Here is a 20,481-nt window from a genome sequence, read left to right on the forward strand (position 1 = left end):
AAACCCCTATTTACTATGTTTATTTATCTCTCTTTCTAAACGTCTTTCTTTAAATTCCTCAACCTCTATTTTTTTTTGAGCTTTATGTTCTGCTTTAGCTTCCTTTTGAGCTTCTTTATAATTTGCTTTATTTTCTATTTCACTTTCTTTTTTATCATACTCGCAAGATTTTCTTTCTATTTTATTAACTTCTCTTTCTTCTTTTAATATAGCTTTTTCTAATTTATTTTTCTCTTGATTTAAATTACTCATTTTTTATCTCCTATCTATGCTCTTTTGCTTTTTCAATTTCTTTTTTTCTGTTTAATTCATATTTTTCTTCGTTTTGCTTAGCTTTGTAATTGCATTCTTTTCTTTCTATTTTTTCTTTTGTAGATACAAAACTCATTCTATCTCTACTCATTTTTAGAGCACCTCCTATATTTTCATATTATATATATACCCATTTATTTCCTATCAAACATTGTCAAAATAAATATTTATTATTTTTATAGTTGTAAAGAATACTAAATAATTATAATATTATATAAACTAAATTTATGTCATGATGAAAGGGGTACTATTTATGAGTAACAATACTAGAAAATTAGATGAAATACTCGAATTTAATAATGAATTTGTAAAAAATAAAGAATATGAAAAATATAAAACTTCTAAAGATCCAGATAAAAAAATAGTAATTTTATCTTGTATGGACACTAGATTAACAGATTTACTACCTAAAGCAATGAATTTTAAAAATGGAGATGCTAAAATAATAAAAAATGCAGGGGCTTCAGTTTTGCATCCATTTGGTAGTATTATGAGAAGTATTATAGTTGCAATATATGAATTTGGAGTTGATGAAGTATTAGTTGTAGGTCATCATGGATGTGGAATGTGTAACTTAGATACTCAAAAGTTAATAGATAAAATAATAGATAAAGGAGTAGCTGTAGATACTATCGATACTTTATCTAATTCAGGTATCAATGTAAAAAAATGGCTTCATGGATTCGAATCTGTTAATGAATCTATAATAGATAGCGTTAATATGATAAAGAAACATCCCCTTACTCCGGATAATATAATAGTACATGGATTAGTAATTGATCCTGATACAGGTAAAATAGATATAGTTATTAACGGATATAATAAATAAAATATTTTCGTTAGATTTTTTACTATTTACAAATCTATATAATAGGAATATAATTAAATTGTTCAGTATATCTTTAATGTTTGAACATTGTGTGATAGATTACATATCATACTCCTGACTTTGTTTTATTTTATTTGTTTTGTTGAACTAGCTTATATCTCACGTTAAAGATATAAGCATTGTATACTCAATACATAAGTATTGAAAGTATAATAAAAAGAAGGTATTTTATTTAAATAAAATACCTTCTTTTTATTATACTTTTTTATAAACTTGTAGCCTCATAATTTACATTATTTTCATTTATTCTATTACTTTGATTATCATATCCTCTATTACCATAACAACAATCATTATAATTTCCTCTATAACCATCATTTCTAGGTTCCTCATTTTGACTATCTAACCTTTGTATTGAATAGTTATTGTAATTATCTAATGATTTATTCTCATTTGCATAACTTATTGAACTAAATCCGGTAACTAAAATCCCTAATCCTAATGCCCCTATTATTATTTTTTTCATAATACATCCACCTTTCATATAAATTTATATTTTATAAATATAGATTAATATAAAATTGTGAATAAATTATGAAGCCTTAATCTTTAATTGGTATTTCTACTTTAAACTCACTACCTTCCCCAAGTTCACTCTCTACAAATATATTTCCTCCATGAGCATTAACTATCGCTTTACTTATTGTTAATCCTACTCCTATACCCCCAGTTAGCTTACTTCTAGATTTATCTACTCTGTAAAACCTCTCAAAAATATTTTCTAAATCGTCTTTAGGTATACCTATACCATTATCTTTTATAGATATAATAAGCCTGTTTTCTACCTCAAATGAAGTTATATTTATACTTCCATTTTCATTCGTATATCTAATACTATTTGACAATATATTAAAGATAACTTGAGATATTTTATCCTTATCTAAATTTGTACTTATATTTTCTAGATTGTACTCTATATTTATATTTTTATCTAATGCACTGCCTTGTAAATTGAAAATTATATTCTTTATTAATTCTTTAGTATCTGTTTTATCAACTTGTAACTTATCTATTTCCATATCAAATTTTGATAGTTTTCTTAACTGATTTACTAATCCTACTAGTCTTGAAACTTCTTCATTTATACTATTTAATCTTTCAGGTGAAGGTTCCCATATACCATCTATAATAGCTTCTAAATGAGCTTTTACACTAGTTAACGGTGTTCTAAGTTCATGGGCAATATCTATAGTTAGTCTCTTTCTAAGTTCTTCTTGATTATTCAAACTACTAGCTAGATTATTTATTGAATTTATTAAATCATTTACTTCGACTATATTACTTTCATAGTCTATTTTCTTATTGTAATTTCCTGCCTCTATAATTTTAGTTACATCAGATACTTTTTTTATAGGTTTGGAGATTCCTTTGGCTAGTACCAAAGATATAAGTATAACTATAATCATAACTATAGTTCCCACTATTATTATTACTCTATTTATTTCCTTAAGAAAATCTAATTCATTATCCATGTAATAATATGGTCCATAATGCCCAACCTTTAAAAATCCAATTATTTTATTATCTTCATTTTCTATATTAAACAGTTCTTCTTTATAGTCTCCATCCCATTTACTATATCTTTTAATCATATCATCTTTAATATTTTTTAATTTTGAATGACACATATTCCTATCATATTCATTTGCAGACCATATAAGATTTTTATTTCTATCATATACTTCTATAATCATCCCTTTATCTAGATATTTTATACCTAGGCTCTCTATATAATCTTTATTCCATCCTTCATATTGATAAGAGCTATTTATATTTTTTATTAATTTATTTATATCTTCAGTATGTTGCTTGGATATGTAATTAGAAAATTCTCTTTCTACAATTAAATTAACTAATATTCCAATAGTAGTTATTCCTACCAACATAACTAAAGTAAAATATGTTATTAACTTTTTATTGATACTTATCTTTTTATTTTTATAAATCAATCTTGTACCCTACTCCATAAACAGTTTGAACTATTTGTGGCTTTCTAGTATCTTTTTCTATTTTTTGCCTTAAGTTTTTTATATGTGCATCTATAACTCTATCGATTTTATCATAATGCTCATCCAAAGCATATTCCATAAGTTCTTCTCTAGTAAAAATTCTTTTTGGAGAATTAGCCAAAGTTAATAATATTTTATATTCTGTATTTGTAAGCTCTACTATTTTTTCATACACTATTACTTCTCTTGTTTTAGTATTTATTGTTAATATATCTGATAGATTTATAAAATCATTTTTATCTTTATCTCTATTAGTACGTTTAAGTATCGCTTTTACTCTAAGTATAAGCTCTTTCATGTTAAACGGTTTACAAATATAATCATCACACCCCATGTTAAACCCTTCTATTCTATATTCATCTTCTATTTTTGCAGTAACCATTATAATAGGAACCTCTGATATATCTCTTATTTTTTTACATACTTCTTCTCCACTAATATCAGGAAGCATCAAATCTAATAAAACTACGTCATATATATTTTTGTTAAACATATTTATGGCACTATGTCCATCATAAGCTATCTTCGTATTATATCCTTCCTTATCTAAATATGCTTTTACTACTTCTGCAATCTTTATTTCATCTTCTACTATTAATATATTAAACATCTATTCCTCCTAAATAACTTTATATTATATATAATACAAGTTAATTATAAATTTTTTATGAACTAAAAAATACCCTTTATATTCAAAGGGTATTTTTATAATATAATTTTCGTAATATTTCCTGATTTATCTTCTACAGTTATTATATCTAAGTCTCTATATGTTTTAGATAACCACTTTATTTCTTTCATTGCTTTACTAACTTCTTGAGGCGATAAACTCCCTATAAAGTATTCTTCTCTTTCTTTTGAATATTGCTTATCACTAAGCCAATTTCTAATGAATGTAAAAGCTATAGCATTAGGTATATTACTCATATTTGCTCTTTTGGATTTTATAGATTTTGAAATTATTTTCATTATAATCCTCCTAATTTATAGATAAACTATTATAGTAGATTATATTTTCATTAATTAGTTAATATACATTATAAATAAAAAGAGATGCTAATTTATAAGCATCTCTTTTTGATTAATTTTCTAAAAACATTTTTAAATCATCTTCTACGTTAGTTATTCCACCTATACCAAAGTTTTCAACTAATACTTTAGCTACATTTGGAGATAAGAATGCTGGTAATGTTGGTCCTAGATGTATATTCTTAACTCCTAAGTATAATAGTGATAATAATACTATTACAGCTTTTTGTTCATACCAAGCTATATTAAATGATATTGGTAAATCATTTATATCTTCTAATTCAAATACTTCTTTAAGTTTTAATGCAATAAGTGCTAATGAGTATGAGTCGTTACATTGACCTGCATCTAAAACTCTAGGTATTCCATTTATGTCTCCTAGTGGTAATTTATTATATTTATATTTAGCACATCCTGCTGTTAATATTACCATATCTTGTGGTATTGCTTTAGCAAATTCTGTATAGTAGTCTCTTGATTTAGCTCTACCATCACATCCACCCATTACAAAGAATCTTTTTATAGCACCAGTTTTTATAGCATCTACTATTTTATCTGCAAGTGCAAATACTTGATTATGAGCAAATCCACCTATTATTTCTCCTGTTTCTATTTCTTTAGGTGCTTCACATTTTTTAGCATGTTCTATTATTTTAGTAAAATCTTTATTACCTTCTGAATCAGCTTCTATATGAGTACATCCTGTAAATCCAGCTGCCCCTGTTGTATATACTCTGTCTTTATAGCTATCTTTTGGAGGAACTATACAGTTTGTAGTCATTAATATCGGTCCATTAAAGCTTTCAAATTCTTCTTTTTGTTTCCACCATGCATTTCCATAGTTTCCTACAAAATGATCATATTTTTTAAATGCAGGATAGTAATGTGCAGGTAGCATCTCTGAGTGAGTATATACATCTATACCAGTTCCTTCTGTTTGCTTTAATAATAATTCTAAATCTTTTAAATCGTGTCCTGATATTAATATTGCTGGATTATTTCTAACACCTATATTAACTTTTGTTATTTCTGGATGTCCATAAGTTCCAGTATTAGCACTATCAAGTAGTGCCATTCCATCTACTCCAACTTTTCCAGTTTCTAATGTTAATGCAACTAACTCATCTACTGTTAAATTATCATTTAAAGTTTTTGCTAAAGTACTTTGCATAAATGCATTTATTTCTTCATTATCATATCCTAATGCATTAGCATGCTTCATATAAGCTGACATACCTTTTAATCCATATATTATAAGTTCTCTTAAACTTCTTACATCTTCATTTTCAGTAGCTAAAACACCAACTTTTAATGATTTTTCATCCATTATTACTTTATCATCTGTACTCCATAAAGCTGCTTCTGATAAATCTTCTTTATTATCTAGTTTTGATAATAAATCCTCTTTTATAGCTAAAGTCTTTGCAACTCTTTCATAAAATACTAAATCATCAAAATTTGCATTTGTTATAGTTGTAAATAAATTTAAAGTTATTAAATGGTTTACTTCACTTGAAATTTCTTTATTTTCATTTCTAAGTTTTGTTGTAACTTCTGATAACCCTTTTGTTATATATATTAATAAATCTTGCATCCTAGCTAAATCTGGTGACTTTCCACAAACTCCAAATTTAGTACACCCTGTACATCCCGCTGTTTCTTGACATTGAAAACAAAACATTTTATTTTCCATAATATTCCCTCCAATTTCTTATATCATCTTATGTATTAATTATATATCTATATAAAAAAAAAGAACGTAACCTAAGTTACGTTTTTATGTATTTTCTAATATATCGATAAATATATCTGCTATTTTAGGGTCAAACTGTTTCCCTTTACATCTTTTTATCTCAATTATAGCTTCTTTCTTGCTTTTTATATAATTATACCCATTATCAGTAATCATAGCATCATATGAATCGACTACATTAACAATTCTAGCCATAATAGGAATCTCTTCTCCTTTTAGTCCTAAAGGATACCCCTTCCCATCATATCGTTCATGGTGAGTCAGGACACTTCTAGCAACATGAGATAACTCATTTGATGCTTGTAATATTCTATATCCTTTTTCTGTATGAGTCTTCATAATTTTAAATTCCTCATCAGTTAATTTTCCTTTATTTAATAATATACTATCATTAATACCTATCTTACCTATATCATGAAGTTCTGTAACTAATTCAAGTTCATCTATTTGATCCTTATTAAACCCCAACCTCTTTCCTATGTCAATCGTATACTTCAATAATCTTTGTGTATGGTCTTTAGTTTCTATGTTCTTTTCATGTAAAGACTGAAATAAAGAAAATATTATAGAACTTCTTATTTTATCTTCTTTTAAAAACTTTTGTCGATACAATCTTTCCTCAGCTTCTTTTAAATTTTCATTTATATCTCCATTAACATGATTTTTAACTGAAAATCCTAGTGATATGCTCATTTCAATTAAATTAAATTGGGACTCTTTACATTTTTTAACAATATCATTTATTATTTTTTCACATCTATTTTTATTACAATTCGGTGCAAGAATTACAAATTCGTCTCCTCCCCACCTAAATATAAAATCATTTTTATCAACTACAGATTTAATAACTTCTGTAATTTCTATTAATAATCTATCTCCTTCTAGGTGTCCGAATGTATCATTTACTACTTTAAGTCCATTAACATCTCCCATTATTACACCCATAGGCATATATTCATTTTTATTTAGTTCTTCCTTTTTTTCATCAAAACAAGCTCTATTGTATACCCCTGTTAAGCTATCTGTATAGCTAAGTTTAATTAATTTTTCCTTTAACTCTATCTTTTCGGTAACATCACTGGCTAATCCTACAATTCCCCAAACCTGTCCGTCTTCACTAATTACAGGAACTTTTATAGTCTCTTCTATTTTTAGTTTTCCTTCAGAATCTACTATCCTTCTTTCAGATACCTTTATAGATTTATTATTCATTATATCTATATCTTCTTCTACAAATGTTTTTGCCATATTATAAGGCACTGCTCCACTTTCAAAATCAGTTTTGCCTATCATACTTTCTATTCCCAAGTTTTTGTAATGTTCTTTCCACTTTTTATTATAACCTAGGTATCTGCAATTTTTGTCTTTATAAAATATATAATCCGGTATCGTATCAATTATAGTTCTAAGTATATGTTCTTGCTCTTCTAATTGTCTTTGTTCTTCTTTTCTTTTAGTTATGTCTATTAATATACCTATTACTCCTATTAACTTTTCTTCATCAAAAAAGGGATTTACATAGCATTTTTTTATTTTATTATTAATAGTTAACTCAAAAACTACTAGTTTTTTCGTTTTTATAACTTCATCTATAGCATTATCACATACAGATTTTAACGAGCATTTACTGCATATCTCTTTATAGTTACTTTCTTTTGAAATTGCTTTACACATATTATGAAACTTACTGTTAGCTAATTTAGTTTCTTTATTTAAATCTTTTATCCATACCGGAAAAGGCATATTGTCTATAAGCGGTTTTATACACCTATCTACCATACTTCTTCCCCCTATCTAATCAAATTTCCGTTCTTTTAATTTTTATCTATTACTATATATTATCATATATAAATGCTTATTTCATGCATATAACAACTTAAATTATATACATTATTGTATTCTCAGGAAATATATCATCTATGGATTTTTTAAAGAAATCTTTTACTTGAGATAAATCTTCTTTTGTGTACACATATTTTCCATATCCAAATTGTCCAAATTTAAATTTTCTTACTTCGTCATTCATTGGTAATGTTGTGTCTGGAAATATTTCAAGAATTCTATTCTTTGCCTTTGTTGTATATCTATGTGTTATTATTTCAAATGTTATGTTTGAATTAAAATCTTTAGGTAATTTATTGCGTATACTTATTAATAAATCCTTATAGTCTTCTTCCCAGTTATCATATAAAAATACAGGAGCTATAAGAAACCCTACTTTATAGCCTGACTTTGCTAATTTTATAGCAGCTTCAATCCTCTTATTTGCGCTTGCTGTATAATGTTCGTAAGTATCTATAACTTTTTGAGTATTTAAGCTAAACCTTATCTCCGTATGTCCATTATGTTTTGCATCTATCAATGAATCTATATCACTATATTTAGTAACAAATCTAAACCTAGCATATTCATCTTCTCCAAAAAACTCTATAGATTTTCTTAATGAGTTAGTATATAGTTCTACAGGAATAGGATCTGATGTAGCAGCCCCTTCAAATATGGTTATTTCTGGTTTTCTTTCTTCTATATATTTTTTAGCTTGCTGTAGTATGTCATCTATATTTGCAAATACTCTTACAAATGGTTTATCCCCCAATTGAGTATTTAGATAACAATATTCACACTGTCCCATACACCCAGATACAAGAGGTAGTTGATAGTGTGCCGAGGGTTTACAAGTTTGAAATTTCAAGCTTTTCTTAAGTCCTACAACCATAGTCTTTTTTCCCTCTCTATATTGGCTATACAGATTTTCACCTGGTATATGTTTTTTAATTTGATTTATTGGTGACTCTATGATTATTTCTATGTTCTTAGAATCTTTAACTTTATTATATATATCTCTTCCAGCTTCAGTGTCCAGTACACCTTTTTCAAATATTACTCTTTTAGGTTTAAACATCTTATCCATCCTCTATTTTAGATTTTTTATGTATCTTTATATATTATTTTTTCTTAAATTTTTATATTTATGTTACAAACGTGAATATATATACTTTTTGTTAATATAATTTAATACAGACTTTTAAATTTAAATTTAATTTCTCAGGGGGGAACTTTTAATGATACAAGTATATAGAAGAGATTTAAACGAAAAAAATAAAGAAATAAGAAAATCAGGTTATATATTAGGCTTAATATCCAATCCAACTTCTGGAAGTAATATACCTATAAAAATTCCTAAAACTCCATTTTTAAGATTCATAGAAAGCACTCGTAACAACATTAATGTAGATTTAGTTTTAGATGGTGAAATCAAAAAATGTATTATAACAGAAGTTCAATCAGAACCAGCATTTGAAGGGTATCTTCATATAAACTTTAGATGCAATGAGTAAATTTAATATAAATAAAAGTAGAGGCTAAAATAATTCATAGCCTCTACTTTTATTTATATTAAATACTTACGTACTTATAAATTATATTAATGATTGTTCTTTTCCACATGCTTTACATCTTTGCATTTCAAATGTTTGCAATTCATTGTTTTCATTAACATTTTGATATGTTACTATAGTGTGTTTTCTTTCCTTTTCACAGTTGTTACAAAATACTGATTCTTTTAATTTTCTAGTTTTTAAAACTTCCATTTAAATAAACACCCTTTCCTCAATAAATTTACCTTCATAATAGATTATTGAGGTAATCAAGTTAATTTATACAATATTTTATTATATAAATTAATTTATATATAATGCCATTATTATAGTATTATAATATATTCCATCAACATATATATCTCTTTTATGTAGTCCTTCTCTCTCGAAACCAAACTTTTCATATAATGCTATAGCTTTATAATTATCTTCTCTAACTAATAACTCTATTCTCTTTGTAATCTCATTTTCTTTTGCCCAATTTATTATATAATCCATCATTTCACTACCTAATCCAATTCCCCAGTATTTTTTCAGTATACTAATTCCTAAAGTCCCATTATGTTTAGTTCTTTCTTTTTGATTAGAATTTATAGATGCAATACCTGCTATATTATCATCAATAGTCGCAATTATTATAATCGAATTTTCCATTATATTGTTTTTTTCAATATATTCTTGTTCCGCTTCTAAACTTACTTTAAATTCATTTTTCCCAAAAGTTAAAAAGTCACTTTCTCCTCCTATTTCATTTAAATAATCTATCATATTTTTAGCATCTTCTTTATAAGGTTGTCTAAGCGTTACTATTTGATTATTTTTCAATTTTACTTCTTTCATTTAAATATCCCCCTTTAATTTTTCATTTTGATATTAAGTTTCTATTCAATAAAAAAACATGTAGAAGTATTACTTCTACATGTAATGTCTATATCATTCTCATATTGTATATTTTTCTTTTACATCATTAAATCTTATAAATGCACCTAGAAATATAACTGCTGAGGCTAACAATGAAAGCCCTATAACTATATAAAATGTTCCTAAGTATAACTTAGGTATAAAATCTAAGTTTCTAAGTGATATCCCAAATGTTATCATAAATGCCATAGTTATAAATCCTTTTAAATCAAAAAATGAAAAAGCACAATGTTTTTCTAAGTCTGAATTAATTATTCTATTAACATTTCTTTTGTATATATTTAAAAAGACTTTAGTAAAGAAAAAGTATGCACCCACTGCCCCAATTATAAAAAACAAATATTCTTTTGATGAATTCTTTATAACATCACCTACGCCTAATGATAAAACTCGATCAGCGGCTATTCCCCAAATAATAGCTGCAAACAAAAATAATGTTCTTTTTGATACTGCTGGTTTTATTTTTTCTGCCAAAGTCATATTTATAACCTCCATACTTTATTATTAGTAGTGATTATATACCCTAAAAATAAGAGCTTAAAATACTTTGCTTTAATTTCTAATTATGTAATTATATACAGCTCCTATTTTTCCAGCTTCATTCAAATGTTTACATGCTTCTATATTCCACTTATTTGATAAACTATCAAATCTACCAATTTCTTTTATAAGTTCTACTGATAATTTATTAAGTTCAAATTTAATGTCATTAATAAATCTTTCTTCGCTACTTATTCCGCCTCCAATAAGTACTTTTTCTGGATCAACAATAAAACCTAAATTATATATACATATAGCAATTCTTCTTATCCAATTTTTATATATATCTATTATTTCTTCATCTTTTCCTTGTATCATATTAAAAACTGAAATGCCATTTAATATCTTATGATTTATACCTTTTTTATTTGCAACTTCCTTTATAAAAGTTATTGTAGAGCTATCACTATTTAATGTTTTAACTTTATATTTATCATAAATATTATCAATAATCATATATCCAAATTCACCAGAAAAATAATTTTTTCCACTAACTAATTTATCATTTATATACAAAGCTCCGCCTATCCCTGTGCCTATAGTAATACATATAAAGTTTTCACATTTTTTAGCATTTCCGCTCCATTTTTCTGCTAATAATGCACAGTTAGCATCATTTTCAACCTCTATATTAATATCTATTTCTTTGCTCAAAATTTCTTTTATGTTTACTTTATCTAATGCTCTTATTGATCCTCCATCTTTTATATATCCATTATTAGGATTTATACATCCCGGTATACTAAATCCTATTCCATCTATATTATATATATCTTCAAACTCTTCAATTATATTTTTAATAATCTTTATAAGTTTTGTTAGGTCATATTTAGGTGTTTTTATATTTTGAATACCTTTTTTTATTTCAATACCATATTCATTATATAATCCATACTTTATAGAAGTACCACCAATGTCAATTCCTAAGTAATTACTCAATATCTTCCCCTCCTTGAAACTATTTTTCTATTATCAATTCTATCATAAATACATAATAATTTTATGTTTCTAATTGACTTATATTAATCAATTTTAATTAGATAATAATTTTTATTTTCGTTAAAAATCTTACTTTTTATTGTATACTGTTATTAATAAAAGAATTTTGTCGAAGGGAAGTTTAAATATTATGAGAGATTTTAAACTAAAAAACCAATTTATAATTTCAACCTATATAGTGGTATTAGCTTTTTTACTATTAAATATAAAATCTGTTTTGAGTATATTTAGTCAATTATTTTCAGTAACTAAACCATTTATAATAGGTATTGCTATTGCATTTTTAATAAATATACCTATGAAGTTTTTTGAACGAAAGATTATAACTCCACTATTAAAAAAATCTAAACTTAATAACATAAAAACTATAGCAAGACTACTTTCTTTACTAACTACACTAATTATACTAACTATATTTATTAGTTTATTTGTAAATTTTGTAGTTCCTCAATTAGTTAAAAGTACATCTAGTTTAGTAAGTGGTGTTCCTAATTATATAGATTCTTTTGAATCTTATGCATCAACATATTTTTCGCATATAAAAATTCCAAATACCATGCATTCAAGTATTTTATCTAGTATGGAGAAAATATCTAATTTCGTAGTTAAGTTTGCAAATTACTTTATTTCAAATATACTAGGCATTACATTCGGTATAACTTCTGCAATAACAAATTTTGTTATTGGATTTGTAATAGCTATATATATACTTTTAAGCAAAGAAAAACTTCTACTTCAATGTAAAAAGTTTGCTTATGCTTTTTTTAATAAAGATACAGCAAAAAAACTTATAGATATATCTCATTTAGTTGAATTTAAATTTTCTAGATTTATAGCTGGTCAATGTACAGATGGAGTTATCTTAGGTAGTTTATGTTTTATAGGTATGAGTATATTTAAAATGCCTTATGCACTTCTTGTAAGTACAATAATTGCAGTTGCTGATTTAATACCTATATTTGGTACATTTATAGGAACTGCTATTGCTGCTTTTATTATATTTATGGTTAAGCCTATAACAGCTCTTTATTTTGTAATTATGATTATTGTCATTCAACAAATTGAAGGGAATTTAGTTTATCCATTCGTAGTTGGAAATTCTATAGGTTTATCATCATTTTGGATACTAGTTCCTATATTTATAGGCTCTTCTACATTTGGCGTGCTAGGAATTTTAATAGGAGTTCCACTTTTCAGTGTTATATATACACTGTTATCTAAATATATAAATAAAAAATTAAGAGAAAAAAATATTAACATATCTTAATAAAAAAATGGCTAATTTGTAAAATTAGCCATTTTTTCTAAAATATATCCTTCGTATTTCCTTCTTTAGTTATTATTCCTTTATCTATTATGATAACTTTTGTTGATAAATCTATAGCATCTTCCTTATCATGAGTTACAAATATAGATGTTATATTCGCTTTTCTTAAAATTTCTTTTAAATCTGTTCTTATTTTTGATTTTAAGTTTGCATCTAGATTACTAAATGGTTCGTCTAGCAGTAATATAGATGGTTTTGGAGCTAAAGCTCTAGCTATAGCTATACGTTGTTGCTGTCCTCCACTTAACTCATGTGGATATTTATTTTTATATTCAGTTAAGTTTACTAGTTCTAACATTTCAATCATACGTTTCTCTTTTTCATTCTTTTTTAAACCTTTTAATCCAAACATTATATTTTTTTCTACTGTCATATGAGGAAATAGAGCATAATCTTGAAATACCATTCCTACTCCTCTATTTTCAGGCTCAATAAATATATTTTTTGAATATATTTCTTTATTATCAATAACTATACTTCCCTTATATGGTTTTTCAAGTCCTGCTAAAATTCTAAGGATAGTACTTTTACCACTACCACTTTCTCCTAATATTCCTACAATATCACCTTGTTCTATATTGATATTTAAATTTGATATGTTATCTATTTTATTATTTTTATACTTAAAATGTAAATTACTAATTTTTAAAAACATTACTTAGTCCTCCTTATCTACTACTTTATATAGAGTAAATATAGCTAAAAAACTTACAAATATTATTATTAAAGATGGTACTGCCGCTTCAAATAGCATTTCGTCATTAGCATATTCAAAAACCTTAGTTGCTAGTGTATGAAAATTAAAAGGTCTAAGTGTAAGTGCTAATGGTAATTCTTTTATTATATCTACAAATACTAATGCAAATCCACTTAGTATAGCAGGTTTTAACATTGGTAAATCAACAAAGAAAAATGTTTTTGTAGTTGTATAACCAAGTGTTCTTGATGCTTCAAAAAATTTATTTCCTATTTTATCAAATCCACCTTCTATAGATTGAAACCCTACTGCTAAAAATCTTATAGTATATGCAAATATAAGCATTACTATGCTCATACTTAAAACCAACGTTGGTGAGTTTGGATTAATTGACCTATAAATAGGACTTAGTAATCTATCTAAGTCAACAAAGAATAATATAACAGTAATAGATACTACAGCTCCAGGTATTGAATATCCTAAAAGAGTTATTTTTGAATATAACTTAGATATAATCCCATTGTTTATTCTTGTATAATTCGCTATTATCAATGCCATCACTATAACTATTAGACTAGATATTATAGATACTAAAATAGAGTTTTTTATAAGTACTATAAATTGTGGACTTAAAATATCTTTGTATGTCATAATTGACCAGCTTACTAATTGCATTGTTGGAATTATAAATCCTAAAGCTAATATTATAAAGCAATATATAAACGCTAAACTTCCATAAAATCTATTTAATTTTTTTCTGGCCAAAGGTCTTATTTTAGTATTTGTGCTACTGTATCTTTTTCTTCCTCTTAAAAACTTTTCACTAGTCATTATTATAAATACTACTATTAATAATATAGATGCTAATCTTATAGCTGAATCTATATCTCCCATATTAAACCAGCTAGAAAAAATAGCTGTAGAAAATGTCGGTATTCCAAAGTATGATACAACTCCATAGTCACTTAAAACTTCTAATACAACAAGTGTAACTCCAGCTATTATAACTCCTCTTGATATCGGTATTACTACCTTTAAAAATACTCCAAGAGAATTTTCACCTAATAATCTAGCATTTTCTATAAGAGAGGCTGATTGTTTTTCCAAATATGATTTTACTACCATATATACATAAGGTAATAAAAATATTGTAAATATAAATATAGTTCCTGGAATAGACATTATATCAAAGTACTTAGGGTCAGGTTGAATTCCTAAATTATTTCTAAAAAATGCCTGTACTACACCTGTGTAACTTAACATTCCTGCATATGTATAAGCAGCTATATATGGCGGTATACTAAGAGGTAATATTAATGCCCATTTAAAAAACTTTCTCATTGGAAAATCATAAGCAGATACTATCCAAGCTAAGCTTGTCCCTATAATCATAGTTAAAATTCCTGTAGCTACTGCAATAATAGTTGTATTTAAAATATAATCCTTTAATAAATATTCCTTTATATGATACCAATTTTCATTAGGTTCTTTAAATAAATGAAGTATTACATCTATGTTAGGAATTAAAATCATTAACATAAAAATAGTGCTTAATCCTAACCATCCATTAATTTTTAATTTTTTCATACTCTCCTCCTTTATATCTAATATTGTTTAATCTATCAAAATCTATATTAAATTTTATATTTATATAATACTTAATATAGACTTTAATAAATAAGGGAGCTTTAAAAGCTCCCTTGATTTTACTTCCATCCTACTTTATTGAATATTTCCATTGCCTGTTTGTTGTACTCTCCAACTTTAGTTAAGTTTATATCTTGTGCTTGGAATTCTCCCCAAGACTTAAGTAACTCACTTGGTTCAACATTAGGATTTGCAGGATATTCCGAGTTTATATCTGTAAATGCTTTTTGAGCTTTTTCTTCTGTCATATATTCTATAAATTTAATTGCATTATCTTTATTTTTAGAATACTTACCTAGTACCACACCACTTACATTTACATGAGTATTTTCTGGGAAGAATACATCTACCTTCTCTACTGCTTTTTTCTCTTCTGGATCTTCTGAGTTTACCATTTTACCTATATAGTATGAATTAACTATTGCAAGTTTCCCTTCTCCCGCAGCTATAGCTTTAACTTGATCTCTATCATTCCCTTGTGGATCTCTTGCAAAGTTATTAACTATTCCTTGAGCCCATTCTTGTGCTGCTTTTTCACCATTTAGCTCTATAAATGAAGCTAACAATGATTGGTTATACGTTGATTCTGAAGATCTCACTAAGATTTCACCTTTCCACTTATCTGAAGTTAAATCTTCATATGTAGATAACTCTTCTGGCTTAACCTTTTCTTTATCATATGCTATTATTCTAGCTCTTTGAGTTAATCCTACCCATTCATTATTTTCTCCCCTTAAGTTTTCAGGTATGTTTTTCTTAACAACTTCCGACTCAATATTTTGAGTTAATCCAGAGTCTACTGCTTGATATAAATTTGCTATATCTGAAGTTACAAATACATCTGCCTGTGTATCTTTACCTTCTCTTTTCATTCTCTCTAATAGTTCAGGTGCTTTGCCTTCTATAACATTAACTTTTATTCCAGTATCTTTTTCAAATTCTTTGTACATTTCTTTATCTGCATCATAATGTCTTGCTGAATAAACATTAACTACTTCTTGTTGATTTTCACTTACTCCTGTATTAGCAGTACATCCAGCTAACATCCCTGCTGAAATAGCAACTACTCCTAATAAAGCCTTGCTTCTTCTTTTTAGTGACATTTTATACCTCCGTCTATTATGTAAATTTAAAATCATTAACCTCTTTTGAAAATAATTATCATTTCTTCTTAATAATAATATCCAGATTCATTTATGTCAAATATTTTTTATAATTTTCTAAATATTTCCATATATATGCAAAATAAAAAACAGAGCTATATATTTTGCTCTGCTTTGTTTTTTAATATCTTTATTTTTAAATTTGTAATAATCTTTTTCGTTAAATCTAAAATTATATCAAGTTCATCAACTCTTAATATAAACATTAATCCTAGATATAATAGTCCTCCTACAAAAACCGCTATAGATAATGGTATAACCGTTAAATTAAATATATTAACTATATTATTATAAACAAATAATACAGCTAAGCTCATTACTACTACTGATATTAGTGATTTTAATAAAGTTTTAATTATTTTATCTTGTCCAAAATATCCAGCTTTTTTATGCAATCCTATAAATAAGCTTATTACACAAATTATAGATGATAAACTTGTTGCAAAAGTTAATCCCACATATCCAAATTTTCTTGAAAAATAGATATCCATAATTATATTCAAGGCTACTGCTACTATTCCGTTTATCATAGGTGTTTTGGTATCTTTTAATGAATAAAATATTTTAGATAATATATCTCTTAAAGAATATGCAATCATTCCTAATGAGTACCCTGATAATGCTAATGCCGTCATTTTTGTAGCTTCTGAATCAAATTTACCACTTTCAAAAAGCATACTTACAATAGGATTAGATAAAATTATAGCTCCTGCTGATATAGGAATTATAAATATAATAATAAGGTTTATACTCTTAGTAATTATACTTACAAATCCCTCTTTATTATCATCTATTAATAGCTCTGATAATTTAGGATATATAACTGATGCCAATGATGCTATAAATATTCCCATTATAAAACCATTTAACTTACTTGCATAACCTAATGCAGCTGCGCTTTCTATCCCAAAATCAGTAGCCATACTTTTATCAACTGCTGCATTAACTTGATTTACAGCAACTCCAATTAAAATAGGAGAGGCTAAAATTAGCATCTTAATTAAATATTCATCTTTTAAATTTATTTTAAATCTATATCTATATCCTTTTTTATATGCAGCTATCAATTGAACTATAAAAGTTGAAATAACACCTATACTAGTTCCTATAACCATAATATATGGACTTGTTTTAACACTTATATACATTGCTATTATTACTATAATATTATATGGAATACTTACAATAGATGGAATTGTAAATTCTCCATTAATATTTAAATATGCAGTCATAATTCCAGCTATTCCAGTGAAAAAGCCACCTATCATAAGTATTTTAGTAAACTTAACAGCTATATCAAATTCACTTCCTTGTAGTCCCATTGCAAATATTTTAACTATAGGCTCCGTGAAAAATATCCCAAACAAAGCAACTATTAAACTAACTATTATTGTTATGTTAAATACATTGTTTAAAAACTCATCTGATCTTTTTATTCCACAATTATTTTTTATCTCATAATGCATAGGTATAAATGTTGTCATTATACAACTACTTATCATTGCAAATGTTATATTTGGTATACTTATAACTGATACATATATACCTCCGTAACCTCCAAGTCCATATAGTGAACCTAACACTATATCTCTCCCAAACCCTAATACCTTACAAACAATACCTAGTATCATAATTAATATGGTATTTTTAGCAACCTTACTCATTTCTCTCTCTCCTTGCAAGTAATTTATATGCTTTAAAATACCACCTTAAGTTTTTAGCTTCAATATAACTTGCACGGTTGGTTGTTTTTATTACACACTTGGTAATGGAATTAATATTTTTACTACAAAAACATCATTATCGTAATTTATATCTATTTCTCCTTCATATTTATAAATAGTTCTTCTTACATTTTCTAGTCCTATACCATGAACCAATTTATCTTCTTTATCTGTAATTATATTTCCATTTTTAGTCTCTATATTATTTGATTTACTATTTTCTACCTTCATAATAAAAAAATTATCATTTATGTATGAGCTCTTTAAAACTATATATTTATTTTTATCTTTTAATTTTTCACTTGCTTCTATTGCATTATCTATTAAATTAGAAAATATTATGCATACATCATTTACTTTTATAAAGTCGCACTTTTTAAATTCTACATATGAATTAAATTCTATATTTTTACTTTCGCATATTTCTTTTTTTTCATTTAAAATTATATCTAAAATCATATTTCCTGTATTGAAAGATGTTTCACACTTTCGTATTTCTGAACTTATTTCTTTTATATATTCATTTAATTTATTACTATCTTCAGATAAGTTTTTTATGCATATCATATGATTTTTCATATCATGATACATGTGTCTAACTCTTTCTTGATTTTCTTTTATTTTAGAATAATATCTATACTCCATATCCATCTTTTCTTTCATAATTTTATTTTCTATATAGATTCTGTTGTCTCTAGTTATTTTTCTAAATAAAATTATCATAAATATATTTGAAAAAACCATTAATATCCCCATAAAGAAAACCGAAAAGTTATTTATTATTTCATTGTGAAATACTTTATTGCTTTTATTTACTAATACTATTCCTAAGCTTAATATATTTACACATATAGGAAAAAATATAGATATGAAGTGTTTTTTATTTATATTATTGTAAGCTTTAAAATATTTATACAACAATGCTGTTGCAATAAATATTAGCACCGAAAACGTCATTATTTCTAAACTTGAAAAGTAACTATAAGCATTAAATGCCTCTATTCCTAATTCACTATTACTTACAAAGATTAAAACTCCCAACGTTTTTAAAACCATTACAGATATCCAAAATACAGATGTAATTATTACAGATTTAAATAAGGTTTCCAAATAGTTAATCTTATAAAATAAAAACCCTGCTCCTATATATATAATTGGTTTTAATATTTTATTTGGAGTTAAACTTAATAATACACATAATGTAAAAGTTAAAAACCTAGTCTTTTTAGATGTTTTTTGTTTACTAAAATAATCTATAAAAATTTTAAAACATAACCATTCTATAGTTAAAATACTTAAATTAGTTATTAAAGCAACAATAGTTCTATTTATTATCATAGTTTATCTCCTAAAAAACTTGTAAATCTTAATTTTAATTCTTTCATTTTATGTCTACTAACTGGTACTTCATAATTATATAATTTAACACTACTCGAATCTATTTTATTTATATGTTCTAAATTTATTAAAAAACTATTATGGCATCTAACAAAGGTTTTGTTTTCTAGTTCTCTCTCTAGTTTATTTATACCTACATTAGATTTATAAGTTTCATTTATTGTGTGTATAATCGTATTTCTTCCTTCAGTTTCTATATATAATATAGAGCTTATAGCTATTTTATTAGTATCTCCTTTATATGTGGTAATCATATAGCTTTTGCTATTTTTTTCAATTTCATTAATACATAAACATAGTTGTTTTTGAAAGTTTTCAAATTCTACTGGTTTTATTAAATATCTATAAGCCCTTACTTCATAACCTTCTTGTACATATTCCCATACTCCAGTTATAAATATAATCTCTACATTTTCATCAAATTCTCTAATTTTCCTAGCAGTATCCATTCCATTTATATTATCCATTTGTATATCTAAAAATATTATATCTACACCTCTAGGGTAATCTTCAAGTATTGCTTCGCCTCTTTCATACTCTATTATTTCATATTCCTTATTAGTATTTTCAGTTAAAGCTTTATTTATATACTCTTTTAGTTTAGTTCTTTGTGAGCTTTCGTCTTCACATATAGCTATTTTAAGCATATATAAACTCCTTTTAGTTTAATTTTTATTAATATATTTTATCATAATA

Annotated in this window: 22 protein-coding genes; 3 read left to right on the forward strand and 19 right to left on the reverse strand. The window is 25.7% G+C overall.

Going from position 1 to position 20,481, the window contains the following annotated elements; genetic code table 11:
• Positions 1-6: 6 nt before the first annotated feature.
• Positions 7-252, reverse strand: a complete 246-nt coding sequence (locus ACEXNK_RS14475; protein WP_373599940.1) for a hypothetical protein — start codon at positions 250-252, stop codon at positions 7-9.
• A gap of 10 nt (positions 253-262) precedes the next feature.
• Positions 263-403 carry a hypothetical protein gene (locus ACEXNK_RS14480; protein ID WP_373599939.1) on the reverse strand — a complete coding sequence of 47 codons (141 nt, stop codon included), beginning with the start codon at positions 401-403 and terminating at the stop codon, positions 263-265.
• 162 nt (positions 404-565) lie between these two features.
• Here ACEXNK_RS14480 and ACEXNK_RS14485 point away from each other — a divergent pair, with 162 nt between their 5' ends.
• On the forward strand, positions 566-1,141 hold the full coding sequence (locus tag ACEXNK_RS14485) for a beta-class carbonic anhydrase (protein WP_373599938.1): 576 nt from the start codon (positions 566-568) through the stop codon (positions 1,139-1,141).
• A gap of 265 nt (positions 1,142-1,406) precedes the next feature.
• On the opposite strand, the gene ACEXNK_RS14490 is transcribed toward ACEXNK_RS14485, so the two are convergent.
• The 7 genes from ACEXNK_RS14490 to splB all read right to left on the reverse strand — a co-directional run bounded on the left by ACEXNK_RS14490 (position 1,407) and on the right by splB (position 8,894).
• Positions 1,407-1,667, reverse strand: a complete 261-nt coding sequence (locus ACEXNK_RS14490; RefSeq protein ID WP_373599937.1) for a hypothetical protein — start codon at positions 1,665-1,667, stop codon at positions 1,407-1,409.
• 76 nt (positions 1,668-1,743) lie between these two features.
• Positions 1,744-3,150: a sensor histidine kinase gene (locus ACEXNK_RS14495; RefSeq protein WP_373599936.1), complete on the reverse strand. Its 1,407-nt coding sequence runs from the start codon at positions 3,148-3,150 to the stop codon at positions 1,744-1,746.
• Positions 3,140-3,820: a response regulator transcription factor gene (locus ACEXNK_RS14500; RefSeq protein ID WP_373599935.1), complete on the reverse strand. Its 681-nt coding sequence runs from the start codon at positions 3,818-3,820 to the stop codon at positions 3,140-3,142. Before ACEXNK_RS14500 ends, ACEXNK_RS14495 begins: the two co-directional genes overlap by 11 nt.
• Positions 3,821-3,915: 95 nt before the next feature.
• Positions 3,916-4,179 carry a hypothetical protein gene (locus ACEXNK_RS14505; protein WP_373599934.1) on the reverse strand — a complete coding sequence of 88 codons (264 nt, stop codon included), beginning with the start codon at positions 4,177-4,179 and terminating at the stop codon, positions 3,916-3,918.
• Positions 4,180-4,291: 112 nt separating this feature from the next.
• Positions 4,292-5,932 carry a hydroxylamine reductase gene (gene hcp / locus ACEXNK_RS14510; protein WP_373599933.1) on the reverse strand — a complete coding sequence of 547 codons (1,641 nt, stop codon included), beginning with the start codon at positions 5,930-5,932 and terminating at the stop codon, positions 4,292-4,294.
• A gap of 84 nt (positions 5,933-6,016) precedes the next feature.
• Complete coding sequence (locus ACEXNK_RS14515; protein WP_373599932.1) at positions 6,017-7,771, reverse strand: sensor domain-containing diguanylate cyclase/phosphohydrolase; 1,755 nt, start codon at positions 7,769-7,771, stop codon at positions 6,017-6,019.
• Positions 7,772-7,868: 97 nt separating this feature from the next.
• Complete coding sequence (splB, locus tag ACEXNK_RS14520) at positions 7,869-8,894, reverse strand: spore photoproduct lyase (RefSeq protein WP_373599931.1); 1,026 nt, start codon at positions 8,892-8,894, stop codon at positions 7,869-7,871.
• A 160-nt stretch (positions 8,895-9,054) separates the two neighbouring features.
• Here splB and ACEXNK_RS14525 point away from each other — a divergent pair, with 160 nt between their 5' ends.
• Positions 9,055-9,330 carry a hypothetical protein gene (locus ACEXNK_RS14525; RefSeq protein ID WP_373599930.1) on the forward strand — a complete coding sequence of 92 codons (276 nt, stop codon included), beginning with the start codon at positions 9,055-9,057 and terminating at the stop codon, positions 9,328-9,330.
• Between the two features lie 81 nt (positions 9,331-9,411).
• Here ACEXNK_RS14525 and ACEXNK_RS14530 read toward each other — a convergent pair whose 3' ends face one another.
• The 4 genes from ACEXNK_RS14530 to ACEXNK_RS14545 all read right to left on the reverse strand — a co-directional run bounded on the left by ACEXNK_RS14530 (position 9,412) and on the right by ACEXNK_RS14545 (position 11,769).
• The gene (locus ACEXNK_RS14530) at positions 9,412-9,582 is read right to left on the reverse strand and encodes a hypothetical protein (RefSeq protein ID WP_373599929.1); all 171 of its coding nucleotides are present in this window, start codon (positions 9,580-9,582) and stop codon (positions 9,412-9,414) included.
• Positions 9,583-9,672: 90 nt separating this feature from the next.
• Positions 9,673-10,209 (reverse strand): GNAT family N-acetyltransferase, encoded by a 537-nt coding sequence (locus ACEXNK_RS14535; protein WP_373599928.1) that lies wholly within the window; start codon positions 10,207-10,209, stop codon positions 9,673-9,675.
• Between the two features lie 99 nt (positions 10,210-10,308).
• The gene (locus ACEXNK_RS14540) at positions 10,309-10,770 is read right to left on the reverse strand and encodes a hypothetical protein (RefSeq protein WP_373599927.1); all 462 of its coding nucleotides are present in this window, start codon (positions 10,768-10,770) and stop codon (positions 10,309-10,311) included.
• A gap of 72 nt (positions 10,771-10,842) precedes the next feature.
• Complete coding sequence (locus ACEXNK_RS14545; RefSeq protein ID WP_373599926.1) at positions 10,843-11,769, reverse strand: ROK family protein; 927 nt, start codon at positions 11,767-11,769, stop codon at positions 10,843-10,845.
• A gap of 190 nt (positions 11,770-11,959) precedes the next feature.
• Between ACEXNK_RS14545 and ACEXNK_RS14550 the strand changes: the two genes are divergently transcribed.
• Positions 11,960-13,096 (forward strand): AI-2E family transporter, encoded by a 1,137-nt coding sequence (locus ACEXNK_RS14550; protein ID WP_373599925.1) that lies wholly within the window; start codon positions 11,960-11,962, stop codon positions 13,094-13,096.
• A gap of 37 nt (positions 13,097-13,133) precedes the next feature.
• Here ACEXNK_RS14550 and ACEXNK_RS14555 read toward each other — a convergent pair whose 3' ends face one another.
• The 6 genes from ACEXNK_RS14555 to ACEXNK_RS14580 all read right to left on the reverse strand — a co-directional run bounded on the left by ACEXNK_RS14555 (position 13,134) and on the right by ACEXNK_RS14580 (position 20,432).
• Positions 13,134-13,811, reverse strand: a complete 678-nt coding sequence (locus ACEXNK_RS14555; protein WP_373599924.1) for an ABC transporter ATP-binding protein — start codon at positions 13,809-13,811, stop codon at positions 13,134-13,136.
• A 3-nt stretch (positions 13,812-13,814) separates the two neighbouring features.
• Complete coding sequence (locus tag ACEXNK_RS14560; RefSeq protein ID WP_373599923.1) at positions 13,815-15,440, reverse strand: ABC transporter permease; 1,626 nt, start codon at positions 15,438-15,440, stop codon at positions 13,815-13,817.
• Positions 15,441-15,559: 119 nt separating this feature from the next.
• Complete coding sequence (locus ACEXNK_RS14565) at positions 15,560-16,603, reverse strand: Fe(3+) ABC transporter substrate-binding protein (protein ID WP_373599922.1); 1,044 nt, start codon at positions 16,601-16,603, stop codon at positions 15,560-15,562.
• Positions 16,604-16,758: 155 nt separating this feature from the next.
• A complete protein-coding gene (gene murJ, locus ACEXNK_RS14570) occupies positions 16,759-18,327 on the reverse strand; it encodes a murein biosynthesis integral membrane protein MurJ (RefSeq protein ID WP_373599921.1) in 1,569 nt (522 codons plus the stop codon).
• 90 nt (positions 18,328-18,417) lie between these two features.
• A complete protein-coding gene (locus tag ACEXNK_RS14575; RefSeq protein ID WP_373599920.1) occupies positions 18,418-19,725 on the reverse strand; it encodes a GHKL domain-containing protein in 1,308 nt (435 codons plus the stop codon).
• Positions 19,722-20,432, reverse strand: coding sequence for a LytR/AlgR family response regulator transcription factor (locus ACEXNK_RS14580; RefSeq protein ID WP_373599919.1), 711 nt, complete (start codon positions 20,430-20,432; stop codon positions 19,722-19,724). The genes ACEXNK_RS14575 and ACEXNK_RS14580 overlap by 4 nt, the downstream gene beginning before the upstream one ends.
• Positions 20,433-20,481: the final 49 nt, after the last annotated feature.

It is taken from the genome of Paraclostridium bifermentans, assembly GCF_964259345.1.
Taxonomy (GTDB): domain Bacteria; phylum Bacillota; class Clostridia; order Peptostreptococcales; family Peptostreptococcaceae; genus Paraclostridium; species Paraclostridium bifermentans_B.